This window comes from Paracoccus indicus (assembly GCF_003056335.1).
Lineage (GTDB): Bacteria > Pseudomonadota > Alphaproteobacteria > Rhodobacterales > Rhodobacteraceae > Paracoccus > Paracoccus indicus.
This window is the reverse complement of record NZ_PYWA01000007.1, coordinates 38717-62623: the sequence shown is the minus strand read 5'-3', so window position 1 is coordinate 62623 and position 23907 is coordinate 38717. Positions and strand designations below refer to the sequence as shown.

Here is a 23907-nt window from a genome sequence, read left to right as displayed (position 1 = left end):
TGAACTAGGTCATGTTGACAAATGGTAAATGCAGATACGGATCGATGTGATGTCTACGAATTCAAGAAAGCTTTCGGCAGTGTTGTCGTAACGGGTGGTAACACGTCGGGCGTTCTTCGGCTTGTTGAAGCACCGTTCGACAAGGTTGCGCAGTGCATAAATCGCGTGGTCTACACCGACACGCATCTTGCGTGATCCCCGCATCGGACCTTGGGTCAGCTCACACCACACCTCCACCCTTTTTACGAATTTTTCAGCATCATAGCCTTGGTCCGCGAGCATCACGCTCGGCACCGGTAATTTGACGGTCATGACCAGATCGAAGCCCTTATAATCGGATGACCGGCCTGATGTGATTTCGATTCTCATCGGCAAGCCGGCCGTATTGACGCGGAGGTGGATTTGGTCGAGAACTATCTTTTGAGCGCCCGAAATCCTAGCGCGAAGTTCCCCTTTGCCCCCGCGCCAAATGTTGCGGTCGGATCACGGTGCTATCAACCATTTGCAGGACATCTGACGCAACCCTACTCTCGTTCAGGGCATCCATGATTTGCTCCCAACGGTCTGCCAGTGTCCAGCGCCGGAACTGCCTGTAAACACTGGACTACTTGCCAAATTTGTCCGGTAGATCGAGCCATGTAGAGCCGGCTAAAGCAATCCAGAAAATTCCATCGGGAACGAGGCGGTGATTGGTTGGTTTGCGTCCATTCGGAGCGCGGACAGTGCGAATGAAATGTTCAAAGAGTATCCACTAATCGTCCAACATAGGTGTCGTGCCAAGCCGGTCTCCTTCGCAGATACCAGTTTGAATCACATCCATTCCCCGCCGTGAATTCCATTTGTCCACAAATCCTGTGCTTTGAATCGGGAATCTGGCGACATGGTATGCGATACTATGCTGGTTTATATTATACTTTATAAAATTAACTAATATGATATAGTATAAATCTTCAACGATTCCCGCTGCGTATATCCGAATGGAATTTTATTGCCGTGGTGGTGCGCTAATATATCGGAAGGCTCGGAGCAATAACGAAAAGATCTTGGTTTTGTCGTCATCAGCCTCGTTAAGGAGTAACTTATGCTTTTCTCTCTCACTCACGGAATGCATGTCATTCAGGACATGCCGGATCAGGACGCAGGTCAGGGGATACGGTCTTCGAGGTCGGTCGGTGACGGCAAGAAGTCTTTGGACAAGGCCGGGGTCATCCCGATCGACGCGGTCGTCGAGGGTGGCGATGCTTCCCGAACGGTAAGCCGATCGCGGGGGTGGGGCGATGGGTCGGCCGCCACGAATGGCGCGTTTCGCTACATGTTCCGCGATGCCTCGGGCATTCCGGTCGATCCTCAGACGCTGTCGGCGCTTGATGCCTTGGCCGACAGCATGGCCACGGAGGCGCCGGGCGATTCCGAAAGCGCCTTGCCGCCCATCCTGACGTATTTCGGGCAGTTCATCGATCACGACATCACCGCCAATACGGATCGCGAGATCGAGGGGTTGTCGGTCATCTCGGGCGAGTTCGAACCGGTGCCTCGCGACAATGTCGAGGCGGGGATCAGCAATCTGCGCGACGGGTCGTTGGGATTGGACAGTCTCTATGGCGACAAGCCGGGGCAGGGGCCCTTTGCGACCAAGCTGGCTGGCCTCATGCGCCATCCGACCTTGACCAACAAGATGCGGTTGGGGACCGTCGCGGATTCGGGCGACGGGCGTCCGCCTCTGCCCGCCGATCCCGCGGCCGATCTGTTGCGTCTTGGGTTTCTGCTGGATCGTGGCGAAATCACCCAGGCAGAGCTTGAGGCCCTGAACCCTGCCTTGCGGGCGAATTTTGTCGACGACAGCGGCCCGATCCGGACCCGTGCCATCCTGGGGGACGGTCGCAATGACGAAAATCTGCTGGTGGCGCAACTGCATGTCGCGTTCCTGCGGCTGCACAACAAGCTGGCCGATGTCACCGACAGCTTTGAGGATGCCCGCCGACTGACGCAGTTCCACTATCAGTGGCTGGTCCTCAACGAGTATCTGCCGGCGATCTGTGCCGGTGACGTTGCAGACGAGGTGCTGGCGAAGGGCGCGCCGCTTTATGCGGATTTCCACGACGCCCATCCTTCGGCCGATCCCGCGCAGATGCCGATGCCGCTCGAATTCTCGATCGCGGCCTTCCGCTTTGGGCATTCGATGGTGCGAGGCGGTTACGACCACAATCGCTTCTTCGGCACCGCCGTCGAGGGAAGCAACCAGATCCTGCCCTTCGCGACCTTCCGGCAGCTGTTCGAATTCACCGGCAATGGCCGCATGCCGTCGCCGCTGACGGCCGATCCCAAATCCTCGCTGCCCGGGAACTGGGTCATCGAATGGGATCGGATGGTCCATGCCGAAACGCGCAACCGTTCCTCGCGCAAGATCGACACGCATCTGGCGGAGCCTCTGAACGACCTGCTGAACGAACCCGCCGAACCAGCGGTGATGAAGAAGCTTGCGCAGCGCAATCTGCGGCGTGGCTACAGGTTGAACCTTCCGTCGGCCCAATCCCTGGCGGAGGCGATCAACCGGACGGGATTGTATCGCCCGATCCCGATCCTGTCGCCCGAACAGGTCCGCGAGGGGCGCGACTTCATGCAGGCCGCAGGTCTGGATACGGCCACGCCGCTTTGGTTCTATGTGCTGCGCGAGGCGGAATTGACCGGCGGGCATCATCTGGGCGCCTTGGGCAGCCATCTGGTCGCCAACACGCTTGCAGGCCTGGTCATGCGCGACAGCACGTCATATTGGCACGCCACGATCGACGGCAACCGCTGGTCGCCCGCGCGTTTCCAGCCGTCGCAACCGATCGACAGCCTGAAGGCGATGCTGCGGTTCACGGGCCTGCTCGACTGATACGACCGCCGAGGCCCGGCATGGTCGGGCCCCGGCGCTTGTCCCATATCGCACCGAAACGACATCATGAAATCGGAGGGTGGAAGAATGAAATGCTTGATCTTCGTCGCCGCATTTGCCGTCGCAGCCTTGGGGATGTTCCAGCCACATGGGAATGCCGCTTCGGCGCAGAACGTCCCGTGCAATCCTGCCGTGCAGACCTGCGGGTGACGCGGTGCACGGATCGACGTCAGGAACGCGTCGATGACCCCCGAAGCCGTTCAGGGGGCCGAGGGTTTCCTCGTGGCGCTGTTCTTCGGGGCGGTCTCGGTGTGGCTGCATGCCATCAATCAGTTCAACCGCTCGACCTATGACCAGTCCAAGGAATTCTACCGCCTGTTGGACAAGCTGCGCCCTTCCGACCTGCGCAAGAGCGACGTCTACCGGCAGGCATTCCTGTTCTACTCGGTGATCCTGACCCTCGTCTATCTGGCGGTCGTGGCATTCCTGACCGTACCCGGCCTGCAGCAGTTTGCCGAACTTGTTCCCGGTCTTTCCAGCCTCGGTCAGTCGGTGGGCGCGGGTGTGCTGCCCGCGCCTGATTACGTCGCTGGTGTCGCCTTCGACGAGGGGGGCGCAGTCAAGGATCTTGAGGGCGTCGACCCGGCCACCGGCTACAGCGCGGCCATTCCTCTTGCGGTTGGTCTTGCAGTGGTCGGACTGGCGCCGAACGTTCCGGGTCTGCTGCGCCTGGAACAATTCGTGCGCGCGACGGCGCATCAGCTATCGGGCATTCCCACCCATCTTGTGACGGTCGCGCTGGCATTGCGCCACAAGCCGCTTTTGACCTCCGAACCCTCGGGGCAGGGACTTCAGAAATCCGATTGGGACCGGATCAGGGCCTATTCCGCCGCCTGCGACCGCAACGTCGAGAATGCCGAGCGTTTCACATCGGATGCGACCAAGATCATCATCCTCCGGCGCTGGATCCTGGAGCAGGCGGTCTTTGCCCCCTATTTGCCGATCAGCACCAGGTACCATTTCGTCGAGGCCGATGTGCGCGCCCGCGTCGCCGCGCTGGTGGCGGAACTCGACCGGATCTCGGGCTATGCAGCCGAAGAGGGCAATGCGACCACGGGCATCGACGACGCCCGCGTCCGGCCCGATTGGACGAGGCTGATCGCCGCCACCGAGGATACGGTCGAGGACCTCTGCCTGCTGGTCGTGCTCTACGAGGAACATCAGGCGCTGCAGATCGCAAGCCAGGGCGCGGATGAGGCCGAGGGCGATGAACGTCTGGAAGTCGCAAGGCGGTATCTGGCATCCGTCTCGGGCCTGATGGAACAAGCGAACATCGACAATATCGCCTCGGCGCTCTTCTTTCGTCTGACGCTTGCGATCCTGTTGATGGCGGTCGTGGGCAGCCTGATCTATGGCTGGGTCTTCCTTGCGGATGGGTTCGAACCCGGATGGCGGACGATCGGGCTGGCCAAGCATGCGCTTGCGATCACGCTGTCGACCGCGGTGACCTATGTCCCTGCGCTGTTCTTCACGCTGACCTTCCAGCAATCCCGATACGTCAGCGTTCCTCCTGTCTGGGAAAACCCCTTCATGCAGGGTGCAAAGCGGTCCCGTTTTGTCCCCCAGCTGGTGGTCTGCGGCCTGATCGCGCTGTTCGTCGCCTTCTTCTTTCGGATCGGCTATCACCTCTATGTCGTGATCAGCGCGGTGGGGCTTGAAACCGTGCGAGAGCGTTTGTGGCAGGTCATCGATTTTGCCGTTGTTCAGGAACTGATGTTTGCTTTGCAGGGAAGTGCGGTGGCAGTCACGGCGGCCCTGATCATCGATGCGTGGCGGGCGGGTCGGCTGATCGTCTGGCACTGGTGGTTCGTAGCGGCGCTGGCGCTGCTGCTTTCGGCGATCGCCTTGGTCGGACTTGCCGCGCAGGTCGGCTGGGGCTGTCTTGGCACGCTGGCCGACCGTCCATCCGGATGCGGACGAACACCGACCTGGCGTCTGGTCGTCGATACGGCCCTGCCGGCCCTGCTGACCGGTGCCGTCGCCGCGATCTACGCCGTGGGATTTCTTCGCGACGAGTTTCCCGAGGTCTACAGGAAAGGCGTCGGCAGTCCGACGGCGGTCCCATGATTGTGTCAGGGCGCGCCAGCCTGATGGCCGCATGCGTATTGATGGCCGGGCTTTTTCTGGCAGCGGTCGGCAGCGTGCAGGCGCAGACGGTGACGATCGGTGTCCGCGTCGATGCCGGCCCCTTCGCCCGGCTCGATCCTTTCACCGGAAAGTTTCGCGGCTACCTCGTCGATCTGTGCCGAGAAGCTGTCACCCGCGCCGGTTACACCTTCACCGAACGCCCCGTGACCGCAGGTCAGCGCATGCAGATCCTGGAAGGTCGGATCGACGTCACCCCGGTGGACCAGGATGACACGCAAGGACCCTGGACGCTTGATCTGCTGTGCGATCCCACCACCCTTTCGCTGAAGCGACTGGACAATCTTGCGCGACAGGGCAGCGAGGTATTGGCGTTCTCACCGGTGGTGTTCGTGGCCAATGGCAGCTTCATCACCCTCAAGGACAGGAAAGCGCGCGGCCCCGAGGATCGCGGCCTTGCCGACCATTGCCCGCCACCCGGCACGGATGGCGAAGGTGATCCGCAGTTTCTGATTGCCGGGCACGTCCGGGGCACCACGTCGGAGACCGTCATAAGGCGGGTCGCTGCGGTCGACGACAAGGACGCCCTGTGCATCTGGACCGCCGAGGGCCATGCCGAGGCAGTGGCCGCGCTGTGCCGGGGCGAGATCGACTATTATTTCGGCGATCTGGACATCATCGAATTCTACCGCTCTCACCTGGCCGAGAGCGGGACGAATTGCGCAAGGATCGAACCGCCACGCTCGGTCCTCAGCTACGAGCCATATGCGCTGCTTGTCTCGGACAACACTTCAGGATTTCGCCCACGCTTCTTCGCAGCGCTCTACGAGCTTTTTTCGGACGGAACCGCCGAACAACGATTCAGCAGCCACTTCGGCGGCGCCAGCCCATCGACAGCGCTCAACCTGTTGTTCCGGATCAACAGCGTTCCCGGCCTGCGCGACAACTGACGGCCTGTTGCTGGAAACCTGACCATAGGCTGGTCTTCATTTCCGGTATCCCACTTCGGGAAATCCGTTCACGCAATGGCGGTTTGGGCGCAGGCTGCATGACCTTGGGGCCGGGGCATTTGCCGAAGACGAATCCTTCCAGCCTATTGGTCGTAAGCTGTTTGCCCTGCGTCCTTCACTTCGCAGTTCACGGCACGGCCGAGATCTTTCGGCAGCGTAGCAGAGATGGACATACTGCCAGTCCTTATCCAGCCAATGCATCAGCCAATCCGGGGCACTGCCCAATGATTGATCATATTATAATATATTTGTAAGCACATTTATCTACAATCACGTTCCAAATATTAGCAATTAATTAATATATTGCCTTAACTATGGCCTTGCCGGTAAAGCGGCGGGTGAGCGGGAAGCCTTGGTAAATCAGTTAAAAATGTATGCTCATATTAAAATGGAGATAATGCGTATTAGGCGGTTAATGTCATCCACACGGGTATGGTTGCCGATCTGCGCGTGAAATCTCCGACGCTATGACACGCAATTGATTCAAGGGGTGAACGGCATGAACCACACGGAAGACGACCAAGGCCTTGCCATCTATACCCTTGGCCAACCAAGGCCCGATGACGGGTGGCTGGTTTCCGATTGGGGGGCAGGGCAGACCACGATCATGAACTGGTCGCCGGACAACGTGCGGGTGGCATCGGACGGTGAGGTGCAATTGGTCCTGAATCGCGCGCCGGAGGGATCGTCGCGGCCCTGGCAGGGCGGAGAGATCCAGAACACGACCGCGACCACGACGGGCACCTGGAGCTGGACCGCGCAGGCGCCCCAGATGGTCGCGGGCGCCGTCTTCGGGATGTTCACCTACAAGAGCGACTGGAAGAATGCGCCCTGGACCGAGTTCGACTTCGAGTTCGTCGGAGATGATACGACCCGGGTCGAACTGAACATCCACATGATCGATGCCAACGGCAAGCATGTGACCTTGGCCGACAACAAGGCGGTCAAGACGATCGTCGACCTTGGCTTCGACGCGGCCGAAGCCGTTCACACCTACGAGGTCTCGGTATCGGATAACGGTGCTGTCTTTTACATCGACGGCAAGGTGGTGGGCGATTTCAAGGCAGAGGACATGCCGGGCGGCACCTGGAACCTTGCGCCGATGAACAGCTATGTCGATCTCTGGGTGGCGCCTGCCTCGATGGAGGGGTGGACGGGAAAATGGATCGATCCCGGCAGACCCTTGGTGGCGACGGTTTGGGACGCCGAGATCCGGGCAGGCGAATACGGCAGCACCTATGAGCCCCAGACCGATCCGCTTGTCGATACGCCCGAGGATGTCTTGCCCCCCGATGCGACCATCATCGGCGATGATGATGACGATACGCTTGTCAGCGCTTCGGATGGCGACCGAATGCATGGGATGCGGGGGAACGACGTCTATGTGGTCGATGACGCGGGCGACCAGACGATCGAGAATGCGGACGAGGGCGATGACCTTGTCATTTCCACTGTCGACTGGACCCTGACGGACAACGTCGAGGCGTTGTCGCTGCAGGGCAAGCTGCATATCGACGGCATCGGCAACGATCTGGACAATCGACTGAGCGGAAGTGCCGGCAGGAACGTTCTTGCGGGCATGGCCGGAGATGACATCGTCGATGGCCGGGGCGGGCAGGATGTTCTGATCGGCGGAACGGGCAGCGACAGGCTGATCGGCGGTCGGGGCACCGATGCGATCTTCGGTGGGCAGGATCAGGACCGCGACACTTTCGTCTTTGAATCCGTCAAGGAAAGCCGGGTCGGAAACGGACATGATGTCGTCCATGACTTCGCGTCGGGCACCGATAAGCTGGATCTGTCCGGGATCGATGCCGATGACAACCAATCTGGCCTGCAGAAGTTGAACTTCACCGGGTCATCCAAGGCGGCCCATTCGGTCTGGACCGTGGGTGATGGTGACGATCTGCTGTTGCAGGCGGACGTCGACGGGGATGCCAAGGCCGACTTCGAGGTGCTGCTGCGCGACGTCGCAACACTGTCGGCGGATGATTTCGTCTTCTGAGCCATGAAGAAGGCCCGCCCCTTTGATACGGGGGCGGGCTTTCGTCATGTCGCCTGGGGTCAGGGGCGGACGGCGACGACCTCGATCTCGACCAGCCAGGCGGGGTTTGCCAGACCGGCCACTTCGAAGACCGAACGGGTGGGCAGGTTGGGTTGTTCCTCGGTGCCGAAATACTGGGTATAGCCTTCCATGAAGCCACCGAAGTCCATGCCGTCGCCACCTTCCGGGGCAACCAGATAGGCCTGCATCTTGACGACATCGCCCATCGTCAGATCCAGCGCGGTCAGCTTGGATTCGATGGCGGCAAGGGTGCTTTCGGTCTGTGCGGCGGTGTCGCCGAACTGTTCGGGCGATCCGTCCTCGGCCTCGGTGTCGATCACCTGGGGGACGGTGCCGCTCAGATAGACCAATGTCGCATCGGCCGGGATCTCGACCGCCTGCAGGATCGGGAAGTCCGAACCCGGGATCGGATGGCGTGTGACGTCGGCGGTGGCGGCGGATGCGCCCATGACAAGGGCGGCGGTGGCGATGGCGGTCAGGGTATGTGTCATTCGTGCTCTGCTTTCGTGGTGTCTTTCGGGGTCTCGGGTCGTGCGTTGGCGACGGCCTCGGCGGTCGCGTCGGGTTCGAAGTCGTTGCCCAGGTTCGTCTGCAGATAGGTTACCAGCGCGACCACCTGTTCGTCGTTCAGAAACGTCCCGAAGGCGGGCATCGCGGCCTGGCCGTTCACGATCAGCGTGACGGCATAGGCCGAGAATTCAAGGTTGGCGTTCCCCTGCAAGGCGGGATATTCGCCCGCGCCCACCGCACCCGACCCGTCGGGCATGTGACAGCCCGCACAAAGCGTCTGGTAGAGAACCTCGCCGTCGGTCGAGGTATAGCCCTCGGCGCCGAAGGTGGCATCCGCGGCATGGGGCGACATTTCGGGGGATTGCGCTTGGGCTGCGGTCGCTGACAGCGACATCGCGGCGGCAATCGTGATCAGGATCGTTTTCATGGCTTCACCCGTTGATGACTTTGTCATGCAGACGCGTGATCGCGTCCAGCGAGGACAGGATCGCGCCTTCCTGCCAGGCGGGCAGATACGACAGGTGTTCGCCCGCGCAGACCACGCGGTTGTCGATCTTGACCGCCTCGTCATAGCCTTGGGCGTCGCGGTCGTTCCACACGCCCGAACAGCCCAGAACCCACGGCACCTTGTGCCATGACACGGCCACGCCCGCCTTGAATTCGTCGCGATACTGCGGGTGCAGCTTCTCGCCCTGCCGCAGGGCCCATTCGATGCGTTCGGCGGGTTGCATGGCGTTGAACTTGTAGGTGTCGGCCCCGCGCCACGTATAGCATCCCAGCAGCACCGCAGGCCCATCCGACTGATACCCCGTCGAGGGATAGCTGATCTGGGTGATCGCTTGGTCGGTATAGCTGATGCCGCCATAGATCTGTTCGTCCTCTTCCCAGAAGCGGCGCTTGAACTCCAGCCCGACCTTGGTCGATCCGTTGTAGAACATCGAACCGATGACATTCGACAGGCCCGACGACAGGTTGTGGTCGATCTGCCCCAGGATCGAGAAGGGGATCGTGCAGACGCAGTAATCGGCGGTGCTGGTCTTGGTGCCGCCACCTGCGGTATCCTCCCACGTCACGGTGACGCCGTTGTCGTCCTGCTGCAGGGACACGACCTTGGCGTTATAGGTGATCAGGTCGCCCACCTCGCGTTCGAACCCCTTGGCGATGCCGTCCATGCCACCGACCGGCTGGAACATCGGCGCCCAATGCTCCAGCGTTTCATGCTGCGACAGCGACCGCCACAGTTGCGACTGGATGACCCGGGCAGGATCGTAGAGGTCCGACGCCACGGGCGCCGCATCCACGCCACCGCCCGGCTGCTTTTCGAAGCCGCGATAGCCGCTGGTTCGCAGGCTTTTGACATAGGCGTTGTCTTCGTCCAGCACGCCGAAGCTGCGCAGGCTTTCGATCAGCATCTCGCGGTCGTCTTCGGTGACCATCTCGTCCAGCTTGCCCTGATCGACCGCCTTGGCCAGCAGTTCGGCGATATGGCCGCGCTGGTCGGTCCTGATCTTGCCCATCCGCTGCGGCTTGCCCTCGAATGCGTCGCCGTTGTGGACATAGGCGTTGTAATTGGTCTGGATGAAAGGCTCCAACGGGACCTTCAGGCGCTTGCAATAGTCCATGACGGCGTAATGATGATGGGGCAGGCGCCACGGTCCGGGGTTCAGATAGTTGCCTTCGGCGAAATCCACCGTCTGTTTGGCCCCGCCCAGTTCGGTGTATTCATCGCCGGATCGCAGCGTCCAGCAGCGGCCACCGGCCTTTTCGCGATACTCCAGAACCTCGACCTGATAGCCCGCTGACCGCATCTCGAGCGCCGCCGTCATGCCGGCCAGTCCCGCGCCCAGGATCAGCACCTTCGCCCCCTTGGGATCGCCGTCCAGCTTGATGGGACCGGTATAGTTGGATGCCGCCGCGTGGCCCATCGATGCCATGGCGTAATACATCGCGGAACTGCCCGCGGCAGTCCCGATCATGCCCAGCAAGCTGCGCCTTGTGAATTGGGTCATATGGCTTCTCCCTTGTTGTTCATGCCTTGGGGATCGGCGGTCGCACCTTTCCAAGGGGGGCGGACAATCCGCGGGCATGACGATTGCGGTGTCTTGGATGTCGGAGTTCATCCTCGACCACAGGTTGAAAATGACCTTGGGTCATTCCGGCGTCCTGTAGGGTCAGCTTGCGCGCAGATTGCGCAGAACGCAAAAGTTTATTTTGCTGAGCGGGTGATTTTTCTGCACATGAAAGGTGCTTCACCGGTGCATTTCCGCACGAATCGCGCAGGCCCGATCCGAAAATATCACTTATACCGTGCCCAATTGTCTTTTTACGCTGCCGAAGCCTTGGGCAGGCCCGGCAGTGGCACCTATGCCCCCCGGTGCATGGCAATCCCCCGAACGACGGATCCCGCTTGGCCGGATTGCCGAGGGGCCGTGCTTTAGTCCTAGTCCCTTGCCCGTCCGCGCCCTTGGTCGCTTTCCGCACCGCGGCGATACTCTGCGATGGATTTCACGACATTCGATGGATCAGGGCAGGTGGTGCGATGCAACAAGAAACGAAATTGCCGGTGACCGTGCTTTCGGGGTTTCTGGGGGCCGGCAAGACCAGCCTGCTGGGGCATATCCTGAACAACCGGGGCGGGTTGCGCGCCGCCGTCATCGTCAACGACATGTCGCAGGTCAACATCGACGCCGATCTGATCCGCGCCAGCGGCGCCGAACTGAGCGTCACGGACGAGACCCTGGTCGAACTGTCGAACGGCTGCATCTGCTGCACCCTGCGCGACGACCTGCTGACCGAGGTTCGTCGCATCGCCTCTCAGGGGCGCTTCGATTGTCTGCTGATCGAATCCACCGGCATATCCGAGCCTTTGCCCGTGGCCGCCACCTTCGAATATTGCGACGCGGACATGCAGGGGCTGGCCGATCTGACCCGGCTGGATGCCATGGTGACCGTGGTCGATGCCACGACGGTGGCGGATGATTTCGCCAGCCACGACCTGCTTGCGATGCGCGGTCAGGTCCGCGACCCTTCGGACCGCCGAGCCATCGTCGAACTGCTGGTCGACCAGATCGAATTCGCAGACATCATCGTGCTGAACAAGGTCCATGCCGCGGGACCGCAGAGGGTCGCGGCGGCCCGCCGGATCATCGGCGCCCTGAACGCCGAGGCGCGCGTGATCCTTGCTGATCACGGGCGGGTCCCCTTGCCACAGATTCTGTCGACCGGGCTCTTCTCGGCCGCCAAGGCGCGCAGTCATCCGCTGTGGTTCCAGGAATTGAACGGTTTTGCCGAACATACCCCCGAGACCGAGGAATACGGCATATCGTCCTTTGTCTACCGGGCGCGTCATCCCTTCGATGCGGCGCGCATCCGGTCGGTGCTGACCGGTCCGCTGCCCGGCGTCCTGCGCGCCAAGGGGCATTTCTGGACCGCAACCGATCCCACCCGCGCGATGGATTTCAGCCTTGCGGGCAATCTTGCCACCATCGGCACGGCAGGGCGCTGGTGGGCGGCCATGCCACGCGACCAGTGGCCGCAGGATGCCGCCGCCATGGCCCGCATCGCCGACAGGTGGCAGCCCCCCTTCGGCGACCGCCGGCAGGAACTGGTCTTCATCGGATCGGGCTTCGACCAGGCGCGCATCTGCGCCGATCTGGATGCCGCCTTGATCCGCCAGCGCCCCGGATTGCCGCTTAGGCTTTCCGCCTGAGTGATGTCGCGAGTTTCCCGGCCGGTCGTTCGCCGGTCCGTTCAGTAACCAGTTGCCCGGAGTTCAGGCCATGCCCGACAATGCCATCACCTTGGAAAATGCACGGACGGAGGGCCGTTCACCCCAGAGTTATTGGGATGTGGACCATTCCTCGCAGATCGAGGGTTTCGCCACCGACATCAGCATCAATGCCGGTGATCAGGTCGATTTCAAGATCAACATCAGCGACGATCCCGGCAGCGACTACCAAGTCGAGATCTTCCGGCTCGGCTATTACGGCGGCGACGGCGCGCGGCAGGTCGGGGGGTGGGTCAACACTGACGGCGTGGTGCAGCCCGACGCCGAATATGACGCCACGCGCGCACTGGTCGATGCCGGGAACTGGTCGGTCACCGACAGCTGGCAGATCCCGCAGGATGCCGTGTCGGGCGTCTATCTGGCGCGCGTCCAGCGGCTGGATGCCAATGGCGACCCGATCGAGGGCGCGACCAACCAGATCCCCTTCATCGTGCGCGAGGACGACCGCCCCGCCGACATCGTGCTGCAGACCTCGGACACGACATGGCACGCCTATAACGGCTGGTTCGGCAACAACGGCCTGATCGGGGCGAACTTCTATGGCGATGCCAGCGGCACGGTCGATCACCCGGACGTCCCCGATCCGGCAGGGACCGCGCAGGACCGGGCCTATGCCGTCAGCTACAACCGGCCCCTGATCACCCGTGGGATCGAGGGCCAGCAGGGCGGTCCCGCCGCCGGGGCGCAGGATTACCTGTTCGGGGCCGATTACGCGGCGATCTTCTGGCTGGAACAGAACGGCTATGACGTGTCCTACATCTCGGGGATGGATACGGACAGGCTGGGGGCGGATTACCTGAAGCAGTACCAGTCCTTCATCTCGGTCGGTCACGACGAATACTGGTCGGGCGATCAACGCCTGAACGTCGAGGAGGCCCGCGACGCAGGCGTCAACCTGCTGTTCTGGGGTGGCAACGACATCTATTGGAAGACCCGTTGGGATGTCAGCATCGTCGACGGTCAGGAATACCGCACCCTCGTCTGCTACAAAGAGACCTGGGCCCATGCGGACGTGAACGCGACGGGCGATGACTACTACAACCTCGACCCATCCGATATTTGGACCGGCACCTGGCGCGACACCCGCTTTCAGGACAACCCCTTGGCGGGCGGGGCATTGGTGGACGATCCGCTGACCGGCCAGCCCCACACCTGCAACTGCGCCGAAAATTCGCTGACGGGGCAGCTGTTCGGACCGGACGGGACGGGGGAGTTCGGCGGCGCGCTGGATGTGCCGGAAAGTTATTCGGTGCTGCGGGTCTGGCGGGACACGACCATCGCCAACGGCGGCCAGCTGGACATCGCCGAGGGCATTCTGGGTTATGAATGGAACACCTCGCCCAATGACGTGAACCGGCCTGCGGGGCTGATAAAGCTGTCCGAGACCACCATTCCCTGGAGCGGCATCCTGATCGATCAGGGCAATACCATTGCCCCCGGCGTCGCGACCCACAATCTGACGATGTATCGCGCCGAAAGCGGGGCCATCGTCTTCGGCGCGGGCACGGTCTTCTGGACCTGGGCGCTGAGCGACCGTCACGATTCCGAACCCTATGGCGCCGATCTGGAAAACACCGATCTGAAGCAGTTCACCGTCAACATGTTCGCCGACATGGGGATCCAGCCCGGCGTTTCGGATGCGGTGCTGGCCAGCCAGGGGCTGGTGCGGGCCTTGGCGTCCTCGGACGGGGTTGCCGCGACGGTCCAGATCGACCCTCTGCCCTCCGAAGTCGGCGCCTTCGAGGTCATCCAGATCAGCGGAACGGCGACGGATGACGATGGCAACGCGCTGACCGTCGATGGCGTCGTCGCCGGGGTCGAGGTCTCGCTGGACGGCGGCGCGACCTGGATCGCGGCGCAGGGCACCACCAACTGGCAGCTGAACTGGCGGCCGACGGTGCAGGGCACCTATGACATCAAGGTCCGCGCCATCGACGATTCCCTGAACACGCCCTCTGCGGCCTCGCTGCCCAGCCATGTCCTGACGGTGACCGAGCCTGTCCCGCCCGACGACATCCATCTGCTCAGCCCCCTGCAGGATTTCAATGGCAGCATGGTCAACGACAACACCGCCCTGACCCTGGGCCAGCAGTTCGTCACCGACGAGGGCGGCACCGTGACCGAACTGCGCTATTACCGTGCGCAGGCGGATGCGAATGACACCGACCTGCGGCAGGGGCACCTGTGGGGACCGAACGGCCAGTTGATCGGGACGGTGTCCTTCGTGTCCGATCCCGGCGATTTCGGATGGCAGAGCGCCGCCCTGGATACCCCGGTCCAGATCCAGCCGGGCGTCACCTATACCGTGTCCTACGACACGGTGAACAACTATGTCACCTCGGCGGGCTTCTACGACGCCCCATATACCGAACCCTATGGCATCATGTCGGCCGGGGTGGGCAGCGGGGTCTATCAATACGGCAAGCAGCTGGAACGCCCTACCGACACCTTCAACGGGTCGAACTACTGGGTGGATGTCACCTTCGCGCGCGGCAGTGTCGGAAACGATGCGCCGGTCTTCACCTCGGCCGAGGCCTTCAATGCGCCGGAGAACGGCACGCTGGCAGGCATCGTCACCGCCACCGATGCCGAGGGCGACACCATTCGCTATGGCATCGCGGGCGGGGATGATGCGGATCTGTTCTGGATCGACGCCCAGACCGGGCGGATCACCTTCCTCTTTTCCCCCGACCACGAGGCGCCGATCGATGCGGGCGCCGACAACACCTATGACATCGTGGTCAGCGCATCCGACGGCGTGAACAGCGCCACCGAAACCGCCGTCAGCATCACCGTCACCGATGTCGATCCCGAAGATCAGCCCGGTCCGTCGAACCTCTTTGGTCATCAGGATGGGCCCGCGACCGTGGTCACGAACGACAACACGACCTATGAACTGGGCGTCAGGTTCACCGCATCCGCCGATGGGGTGGTAAACAGCCTGCGCTATTATCGCGGGCTGGCCGATGCGGGCGACACCGATATCCGCACGCTGAACATCTGGACCGCCGATGGGGTCAACCTTGGCGCGGTGCAGGTGCGATCGGACCCTGGCATGGTCGGATGGCAGGTCGGCACGCTGGCCAGCGGCGTCGCGCTGGAGGCGGGGCAGACCTATGTCGTGTCCTATGGCACCGAACAGAATTACTCGTTCAGCAATGGCTTCTTCGCGTCGCTGTGGTCGGGGCCGGACGGGACGCTGTCGGCGGCGGCTGGCGGCAACGGCGTCTATGCGGCGGGGGGCACGGGCCTTTTCCCGACGCTGACCTACAACAGCTCGAACTACTGGGTGGATCTCAGCTTTGCGCCCGACGAAACGACACCCAACGTGGCCCCTGTCTTCACCTCATCCGCCGATGTCTCGGTGGCCGAGGAACAGACCCGCGCCGCCCAGCTGACCGCCACGGATGAAAACGGCGACAGCCTGGCCTACAGCATCGCGGGCGGGGCGGATGCGGCGCAATTCGCGCTGAACCCGACGACCGGCCTGCTGACCTTCGTCGCGGCCCCCGATTTCGAGGACCCTTCGGACGCGGGCGGCGACAACGTCTATGACCTCATCGTGGCTGTGGCGGACGGCCATGGTGCGACGGTGCAGCAGGCCATGACGGTCACCGTCGTCAACATCACCGGCGAACCCTCGGACGATGCATCCCATCTGTTCAGCCAGGCCGATCAGCCTGCGGCGACATCGCTGGCCGACCCGACGGACTACGAGTTGGGCGTGCGCTTCACCGCGTCCGAGGACGGCAGCATTACCCATCTGACCTATTACCGCGGGGCCGAGGATGCGGGCGACACCGACACCCGCACGCTGAACCTGTGGACGGATGCGGGCGTGAACCTGGGTTCGGTCACCGTGACCTCGGCGCCGGGGCAGACGGGGTGGCAGACGGCGGCGCTGCCCAGCCCGATCACGGTGCAGGCGGGGCAGGTCTATGTGGCGTCCTATGGCACGCAGCAGAACTATGCCTATACCTCGAACTATTTCGCCGATGATCACGCAAGCGACGATCAGCTGCTGACCGCGCCTGCGGGCAATGGCGTCTTCTCGCCGGGGGGCACCGGTGGCTTCCCGACGCAGATCTACAACAACACCAACTATTGGGTGGATGTGGCCTTCCTGCCCGACGAGGGGCAGGAGCCGGTGATGGCCGAGGCCGTCCAGGCCCCGGACTTCGTCATCTATGAACCGCCCGCGGATGATTTCATCTGGAGCTGACAGCTTCAGTCCTGAACCCCCCTCGGGTTCAGGACACGCACTTCGCGCTGCGGGAAGGGGATCGAGACGCCATTGGCCTTGAAGCTGTCCCACAGCGCCAGAAAGACCTTGCCGCGGATGTTGGTCAGCCCGCCCGTGGGGTCCTTGATCCAGAAGCGCAGGACGTAATCGACGCTGGAATCGCCGAAACCCACGATGTGGCAGACGGGCGGGCGCGATTGCAGCACCCGGTCGTCCGTCAGTGATGCCTCGACGGCGATGCGGCGCACCAGATGCGGGTCGTCGTCGTAGGAGGTGCCGAAGTTGATGTCCAGGCGCACGAATTCGTCGGAATGCGACCAGTTGACCACCTGCCCGGTGATCAGATCCTCGTTCGGGATCAGATATTCGCGCCCGTCACGGGTCGAGATCGAGGCATAGCGCGCGCCCAGCTGGTTGATCCAGCCGAAGGTCTCGCCGATGGAGATGACGTCGCCGGGCTTGATCGACTTGTCCATCAGGATGATGACGCCCGACACCAGGTTCGACACCACCTTTTGCAGGCCGAAGCCGATGCCAAGGCCGATGGCACCCGACAGGAAGGCCAGCGCGGTCAGGTCCACGCCGATGGCACGCAGCCCGATGACGAAGGCCGCGATGAACAGCGCCGTCTGCAGCAGCTTGACCGACAGCACCCGCATGGAGGGTGACAGGTTCTCGCTGGCCGCGATGCGTGCCGACAGCCAGCGCGACATGAACTTGGCGATCAGGAAGAAGACCGTCAGCACGGTCAGCATCTGCAACAGCATCAGGACCGAGATGCGCACCTCGCCCATCTCGACGTCCATGTGGTCCAGCAGTCGGGCTGCGGTCCCGGTCAGGTCTAGTGCGCTGAGCGTGACCCATGTCAGCGCCCCCCATCGCACGGCCCGCCGCAGGATCGCATTTGTGATCAGCCGCGTGGTGAAGACGATGATCAGCCACGCCAGCGCCAGATTGGCCAGCAGCACCAGCAGATAGGACCTGCTTGGCCATGTCACCTCGCGCATGACAATCACGACCGACCAGATCAGCGCCACGAAGATGATCCCGCGCAAGCGCCTGCGGACCAGCACCAGCACGCGCAGGCGCCACATGGGCCAATCCTCGCGGCTGCGCATCCAGGCCTGCAGGCGCGGCGTGAAGATCCGCGCCAGCAGATGCGCCAGCAGGAAAAGGGCCAGCGTGATGGCCAGTTGATAGCTGTTCCAAGGGCGCAGCAATCCCGTCAGCAGGACCTGGCCCTGTTCCAGGATCAGGTCCAGAAGGGCGACGACCCTGTCCAACATTCCCGTGGCCTGCTGCTCCATCCCGCGATCACCATGGCCCCGGCGTGGGGCATCCGCTCAGCGTGACGCAGAAGGGGACATCAGGCAATAGCGGCCTCGGGGCGGGCCATTGGCATGCTTTCGGTGCATCGAATGAAGCGCGCGGCGGTCGGTCGGCGCGTTTCTTGGGTCCTGATCTGCTGTCCGGGTTTTCCCGGGGGCAAAGTGATTGGCCAGCAGGGCGAAACAGCCCCGTTGGCTAATCATCAGGCCGGGTCTCTGCCCGATCCCGATGGTCGGGCAGGGCGCGGTCGTTCGTTCAGAGGTCCGCAGCAATCGCATCCGTCTGAAAAGCTTCGCTCGCATCGATGATTCGGGACATTTTCCAGTGAGCGACCCGTGGCCAGCTATCGACTGCCGGTCTTCCCGCTATGAGCTGTCTGCATGGCACAGGTGATCGCAAGCTGACGCAGCGTCCGCTTGCGGGACGGCAAGTTGCACGGCATGCATCTGTATTCATTGGCGAAAGGAATGCGACCTACTGTCGCACACGGCTTTCCACCAATCACTCATTCGAAACCCGACCAATTCCGTCATCATGGGATGCTGACCTGCTGATTGGTTGCAAACTCCGGCACGAGGGTCAGTTTGTGCGCTAACAACCGCCACTCGGGGGCGGTGTTTGCCATCCATTTCAGGATCAGCCTCATGTTCACAAACGCTCGTCTGGACCGGCGACAGTTCCTTGGCAGCTCTGCCATGGGGTTGTTCGTTGCCGCCCTTCCATCCTCAGGTTTCGCACAGGAGGCGATCCGCCTTGATCGCTTCATGGTGCTGTCGCGCTTTGCGACCGGCCATGACCGTCTGGATGCCGACGTCGGGGCAGGGCTGCTGCAGGGGCTGCGCGTGGAACATGACGGCTTCGACGCCGACGCGCAGGCCCTTGAACGCCGGATGGCCGAAGCCCCCGATGTCGAGACATTGTCAGCGGCCCTGAGGGACGATCCCCTGCGCGAAACCCTGCTGGCGATCATCCATGCCTGGTATTCGGGCGCCGTCGCGGAAGGCAGCGATGCCACGGTCTATGCTTTCGACAAGGCGCTGATGTATCGGCCCGCACTGGATGCGGTGCCGATCCCGACCTATGCGCTGAACGGTCCGGACTGGTGGACCGCGACGCCGCCCGCGCTTGCTGACATGCCCGCATTCTGAAGGCCGATGATGACCCTTTCCCACAGCCTCCGCCTTGCCGCCGTGATGATGGGCGGGCTTGCCCTGCCGGTCTCGGCGCAAGATATGTCGCGCGGCGAATATGTCGCCACCACCGCCGATTGCGCCGCCTGCCACACCAGTGGCCACGAGGGCGCGCCCTATGCGGGCGGCTATGCCATCCAGTCGCCGATGGGGGCGATCACCTCGTCCAACATTACGCCCTCGGTGGAATTCGGGATCGGCGGCTACAGCCTTGCCGAATTCACCGCCGCCCTGCGCGACGGCATCCGCAAGGATGGCGCGCATCTCTATCCGGCGATGCCCTATCCCTCCTATGCCCGCATGACGGACGAGGATATCGCGGCGCTCTACGACTATCTGATGACCGAGGTCGAGCCGGTCGAGGAGGCCGCGCCGCAGACCAGGCTGTCCTTCCCGTTCTCGCAGCGCTGGTCGATGATCGCCTGGAACGCCGCCTTCGCGCGGGCCGAACCCTTCCAGCCCGACGGCGACCAGTCCCCCGAATGGAACCGTGGCCGCTATCTGGTCGAGGGGCCGGCGCATTGCGGCACCTGCCACACGCCGCGCAACCTGCTGATGGGGTCCGACCAGGGCGAATTCCTGGCCGGGGGCGAGGTCGGCGGCTGGCACGCCCCGAACCTGACGCCGACGGGGTTGGGCGATTGGTCGGATGAGGATCTGGCCGACTATCTGAAGACGGGCGTGGCGACCCATGCCCGCGCCTCGGGTCCGATGGCCGAGGCCGTGGAATACAGCCTCCAGCACCTGAAGGATGACGACATCGCGGCCATGGTGACCTATCTGCGCAGCCTGCCCGCCAAGGGTCGGGAACCCGCAGCCCCGGCCGATGTGCCCACCCCCGCCGCCTTCGTTCCCGCCGATCATGCCGATGCACGCAGCCAGCACCGGCTGGACGGCGATGCCTCGGGGGCGCAGCTCTACGAGACCGTCTGCGCATCCTGCCACGGGCTGTCCGGACAGGGTTCGCCCGACGGCACCTATCCGGCGCTGAAGGGCAATCTGACCCTGACGCAGGTGCAGGGGACGAACCTGCTGTCCACCATCCTGCAGGGCGTCAGCCGCGAGACCGGCGACCATCACACGCTGATGCCGGGCTTCGGCCCCGACAGCCTGGTGCAGAAGCTGGACGACGAACAGATCGCGCGGCTGGCCAGCTTCACCGCGACCAGCTTCGGTCCCCAGCCCGTCGCCTTCACCGCCGATGACGTGAAGACGGCCCGCACCGGGGGCGCCGTGCCGCCGCTGGTCCGGCTGGCCACCCCGCAGATCATGGTGGCGGGGCTGATCGCCGCGCTGGTCCTGCTGGGACTGGTCGTCCTTCTGATCGTCCGCCGCCGCCGCGCGGCCTGACACCCCCCATTTTGGCCGCGCATCGGCGATCCGATGCGCGTGCATTGACCCCAAGGAACACTCCATGACCCAGGAAACTCTGACAGCCGATGTCGTCATCGCCGGCGCGGGGATCTGCGGCGGCCTTCTGGCGCTGGATCTTGTACGGGCGGGCCTCTCCGTCATCATCCTGGATGCCGGGCCGCGCTATGACCGCGACAAGATCGTCGAGAACTGGCGCTACATGCCGCCGCGGAACAAGGCCGATTTCGACTATGCCACGCCTTATCCGAACGTGCCCTGGGCGCCGCATACGAACTTCTTCCCCGACAACGGCTATCTGAAGACGACCGGTCCCGATGCCGCCGCCTACAAGCAGGGCATCATCAAGGGCGTCGGCGGCACGACCTGGCATTGGGCGGCCTCCAGCTGGCGCTATCTGCCAAGCGACTTCGAGATGCAGTCCCGCTATGGCGTCGGACGCGACTTCGCGCTGAGCTATGACGATCTTGAACCCTATTACTTCGCCGCCGAGACCGAGATGGGCGTCATGGGCCCCAACGGGCAGGACATCACGCCGTCCGCCCCTCGGTCGCAGCCCTGGCCCATGACCTCGATGCCATACGGCTATGGCGACCGTCGCTTCACCGAGGTCGTGGCCCCCTTGGGCTATGACAACACGCCGGTGCCGCAGGGGCGCAACTCGCGGCCCTATGACGGGCGTCCGCAGTGCTGCGGCAACAACAACTGCATGCCGATCTGCCCCATCGGCGCGATGTACAACGGCATCTATTCCGTCGAGAAGGCCGAGCAGCTGGGCGCGAAGGTCATCCCGAACGCCGTCGTCTATCGCATCGACACGGACAGCGCGAACGACGTCACGGCGATGCATTTCTATGATCCGGACAAGAACAGCACCAAGGTTCTGGCCCGGCGCTTCGTCATCGCCGCGAACGGCATCGAGACGCCCAAACTGCTGCTGGTCGCGGCCAACGACAAGAACCCGGGCGGCATCGCCAACTCCTCGGATCAGGTGGGCCGCAACATGATGGACCACCCCGGCATCTCGATGAGCTTCGTGGCCGAGGAACCCATCTGGGCGGGGCAGGGCTCGGTCCAGATGTCGTCGATCACCAACTTCCGCGACGGTGACTGGCGGGGCGAACGTTCGGCCATCCAGATCGGCTACAACAACACCGCCCAGACCACCAAGGGTGGGTTGAAGGCGCTGGCGACCGGCAAGGTCGGCAAGGCGCTGGATGCCGAGATCCGCCGCCGTGCGGCCTGTGGCGTCGACATCTATGTCAACCACGAGACGCTGGCCGATCCGGAAAACCGCCTGACCCTTTCGGGCGACCGGCGCGACAGCTTGGGCATTCCCATGCCCGACGTGCATTACGACGTGGGCGATTACGTCCGCCGCGCGGCCGTGTCGTCGCGTGAACATCTGCGCACCATCGCCGAGGCCTTCGGCGGCACCGAGATCGAGATGAGCGATCATTTCACCCCCAACAACCACATCTGCGGCGGCACGATCATGGGCACCAATCCCCGCAATTCCGTCGTGGACAGCTGGTGCCGCAGCCATGACCACCAGAACCTGTTCTTGGCGACAGGCGGCGCGATGGCGGCGGCAGGCACGGTGAACGCCACGCTGACCATGGCGGCGCTGTCGTTGCGGGCGGCCGACGCCATCAAGCGCGACCTGCGCACGGGCTGAGCCAAGCGGCATCGTCACGCCATACGGCCTGCCCTTATGGGGCGGGCCGTTCTGCATTGCGGGGCAGGGCAATGTCACCCGAAATTCGTGGCGCTGTCGCGTGGCTGTCAGCTTCTGTTGCGACTTCAGCCCTCTGTGTCCCTTGGCAACCGGAGAACCGACATGCCCCGCATCACCTTCACCCGCAGGCAAGCCTTGCTTGGAACCGCAGCCGTGGCCGGGGGACTGGCCATGCCGGGGCTGGTCCGTGCCGCCGCGCGGCCGATCATCAGCCATGGCGTGCAATCGGGCGACGTGGCCCATGACGGCGCCGTCATCTGGAGCCGCGCCGACCGCGAGGCCGAGATGTGGGTCGAATGGTCGACCTCGGACAGCTTCCGCGATGCGCATCTGATGCCGCGTCTGCCGGTCGGTGCGCCCACCGACAACACGGGCAAGATGGCGCTGACGGGCCTGCCCTCGGATCAGGAGATCTTCTATCGCGTCACCATGGCCGATCTGTCGGACGGCACGAAATCCGAACCCGTCACGGGACAGTTCCGCACCGCGCCGAATGAGCTGCGCGATGTCAGCTTTGTCTGGTCGGGCGATGTGGCGGGCCAAGGCTGGGGCATCGACGAGGATCGCGGCGGCATGAAGACCTATGCCACGATGCTGAAACACAACCCCGACTTCTTCCTACACTCGGGCGACACCGTCTATGCCGACGGCCCCTTGCAGGAACAGGTCGAACTGGCCGACGGCACGCTGTGGAAGAACGTCATGACCGAGGCCAAGATGAAGGTGGCCGAGACGCTGGACGAATATCGCGGCCAGTATCTGTACAACATGATGGACAAGAACGTCCGCGCCTTCAACGCGCAGGTGCCGGTCATCGCCCAATGGGACGACCACGAGGTGACCAACAACTGGTATCCGAACGAAATGCTGGAGGCCGATGACCGCTATACCGTCAAATCCGCCCGCCTGCTGGCCGCCCGCGCCGGTCAGGCCTTCCACGAGATGCTGCCCACCCGCCAGAACCTGGCCGAGCCGCGCCGCATCTATCGCAAGGTCGCCTATGGTCCGCTGCTGGATGTCTTCGTCATCGACATGCGCACCTATCGCGGCGACAACACCGCCAACGACGAAGAGGGCGGCACGCCGTTTCTGGGTGCCGACCAGATGGCATGGCTGAAGCGCGAACTGACCAATTCGAAAGCCGTCTGGAAGGTCATCGCCGCCGACATGCCCATCGGCATGATGGTCCGCGATGGCGACACGGCGATGGAGAATGGCGCGAATGGCGACGGTCCGGTGCGTGGCCGCGAACAGGACATCGCAGCGATGCTGTCCTTCATCAAGCATGGCGGCATCGCGAACACCGTCTGGTTGACGGCGGATGTGCACTATACCGCCGCCCATCACTACAGCCCCGACCGCGCGGTGTTCCAGGATTTCGAGCCCTTCTGGGAATTCGTGTCGGGCCCCTTGCACGCAGGCACCTTCGGCCCGTCGGACTATGACAACACCTTCGGCCCCGAGGTCCGCTTTGCCAAGCATCCCGATGAAGGTCAGGCGAACCTGCCGCCGTCGGACGGGATGCAGTTCTTCGGCAAGGTCGACATCAGCGCGGATACCAAAGTAATGACCGTCAGCCTGATGGACCGCGAGGACGTGAAGCTGTGGTCCACCGAACTGGAGCCGGTGCTGGGCTGACCT

14 protein-coding genes and 1 pseudogene are annotated in these 23907 nt (G+C 63.1%); 10 read left to right on the top strand and 5 right to left on the bottom strand.

Features of this window, described 5'->3' with window-relative positions:
* Positions 1 to 9: 9 nt before the first annotated feature.
* Positions 10 to 748: pseudogene (locus tag DDE75_RS12640) on the bottom strand (IS5 family transposase).
* A gap of 333 nt (positions 749 to 1081) precedes the next feature.
* On the opposite strand from DDE75_RS12640, the gene DDE75_RS12635 reads away from it, so the two are divergent.
* The 4 genes from DDE75_RS12635 (at position 1082) to DDE75_RS12625 (ending at position 8038) form a co-directional block, all read left to right on the top strand.
* Positions 1082 to 2878, top strand: coding sequence for a peroxidase family protein (locus tag DDE75_RS12635; RefSeq protein ID WP_108502759.1), 1797 nt, complete (start codon positions 1082 to 1084; stop codon positions 2876 to 2878).
* 243 nt (positions 2879 to 3121) lie between these two features.
* Positions 3122 to 5005: a hypothetical protein gene (locus tag DDE75_RS17320; protein ID WP_162799031.1), complete on the top strand. Its 1884-nt coding sequence runs from the start codon at positions 3122 to 3124 to the stop codon at positions 5003 to 5005.
* Complete coding sequence (locus DDE75_RS12630; protein WP_162799030.1) at positions 5002 to 5973, top strand: substrate-binding periplasmic protein; 972 nt, start codon at positions 5002 to 5004, stop codon at positions 5971 to 5973. Before DDE75_RS17320 ends, DDE75_RS12630 begins: the two co-directional genes overlap by 4 nt.
* Positions 5974 to 6532: 559 nt before the next feature.
* The gene (locus tag DDE75_RS12625) at positions 6533 to 8038 is read left to right on the top strand and encodes a family 16 glycosylhydrolase (RefSeq protein WP_108502757.1); all 1506 of its coding nucleotides are present in this window, start codon (positions 6533 to 6535) and stop codon (positions 8036 to 8038) included.
* Between the two features lie 59 nt (positions 8039 to 8097).
* On the opposite strand, the gene DDE75_RS12620 is transcribed toward DDE75_RS12625, so the two are convergent.
* From DDE75_RS12620 to DDE75_RS12610, 3 genes are read right to left on the bottom strand one after another with little or no spacing between them, the layout of a single operon-like run.
* Complete coding sequence (locus tag DDE75_RS12620) at positions 8098 to 8589, bottom strand: RidA family protein (protein ID WP_108502756.1); 492 nt, start codon at positions 8587 to 8589, stop codon at positions 8098 to 8100.
* Positions 8586 to 9035: a c-type cytochrome gene (locus DDE75_RS12615; protein ID WP_162799029.1), complete on the bottom strand. Its 450-nt coding sequence runs from the start codon at positions 9033 to 9035 to the stop codon at positions 8586 to 8588. The genes DDE75_RS12620 and DDE75_RS12615 overlap by 4 nt, the downstream gene beginning before the upstream one ends.
* A gap of 4 nt (positions 9036 to 9039) precedes the next feature.
* The gene (locus DDE75_RS12610) at positions 9040 to 10617 is read right to left on the bottom strand and encodes a flavin monoamine oxidase family protein (protein ID WP_108502754.1); all 1578 of its coding nucleotides are present in this window, start codon (positions 10615 to 10617) and stop codon (positions 9040 to 9042) included.
* Positions 10618 to 11147: 530 nt separating this feature from the next.
* Between DDE75_RS12610 and DDE75_RS12605 the strand changes: the two genes are divergently transcribed.
* Both DDE75_RS12605 and DDE75_RS12600 read left to right on the top strand, forming a co-directional pair.
* Positions 11148 to 12317 (top strand): GTP-binding protein, encoded by a 1170-nt coding sequence (locus tag DDE75_RS12605; protein ID WP_108502753.1) that lies wholly within the window; start codon positions 11148 to 11150, stop codon positions 12315 to 12317.
* Between the two features lie 70 nt (positions 12318 to 12387).
* Positions 12388 to 16617, top strand: coding sequence for a DUF4082 domain-containing protein (locus DDE75_RS12600; RefSeq protein WP_108502752.1), 4230 nt, complete (start codon positions 12388 to 12390; stop codon positions 16615 to 16617).
* Between the two features lie 5 nt (positions 16618 to 16622).
* On the opposite strand, the gene DDE75_RS12595 is transcribed toward DDE75_RS12600, so the two are convergent.
* Positions 16623 to 17945, bottom strand: coding sequence for a mechanosensitive ion channel family protein (locus tag DDE75_RS12595; protein WP_108502751.1), 1323 nt, complete (start codon positions 17943 to 17945; stop codon positions 16623 to 16625).
* A 666-nt stretch (positions 17946 to 18611) separates the two neighbouring features.
* Here DDE75_RS12595 and DDE75_RS12590 point away from each other — a divergent pair.
* The 4 genes from DDE75_RS12590 (at position 18612) to DDE75_RS12575 (ending at position 23904) form a co-directional block, all read left to right on the top strand.
* Positions 18612 to 19115, top strand: a complete 504-nt coding sequence (locus DDE75_RS12590) for a sugar dehydrogenase complex small subunit (protein ID WP_108502750.1) — start codon at positions 18612 to 18614, stop codon at positions 19113 to 19115.
* 9 nt (positions 19116 to 19124) lie between these two features.
* Positions 19125 to 20507: a c-type cytochrome gene (locus DDE75_RS12585; RefSeq protein WP_162799028.1), complete on the top strand. Its 1383-nt coding sequence runs from the start codon at positions 19125 to 19127 to the stop codon at positions 20505 to 20507.
* A 64-nt stretch (positions 20508 to 20571) separates the two neighbouring features.
* Positions 20572 to 22206 (top strand): GMC family oxidoreductase, encoded by a 1635-nt coding sequence (locus DDE75_RS12580; RefSeq protein ID WP_108502748.1) that lies wholly within the window; start codon positions 20572 to 20574, stop codon positions 22204 to 22206.
* A gap of 162 nt (positions 22207 to 22368) precedes the next feature.
* Positions 22369 to 23904, top strand: a complete 1536-nt coding sequence (locus DDE75_RS12575; RefSeq protein WP_108502747.1) for an alkaline phosphatase D family protein — start codon at positions 22369 to 22371, stop codon at positions 23902 to 23904.
* Positions 23905 to 23907: the final 3 nt, after the last annotated feature.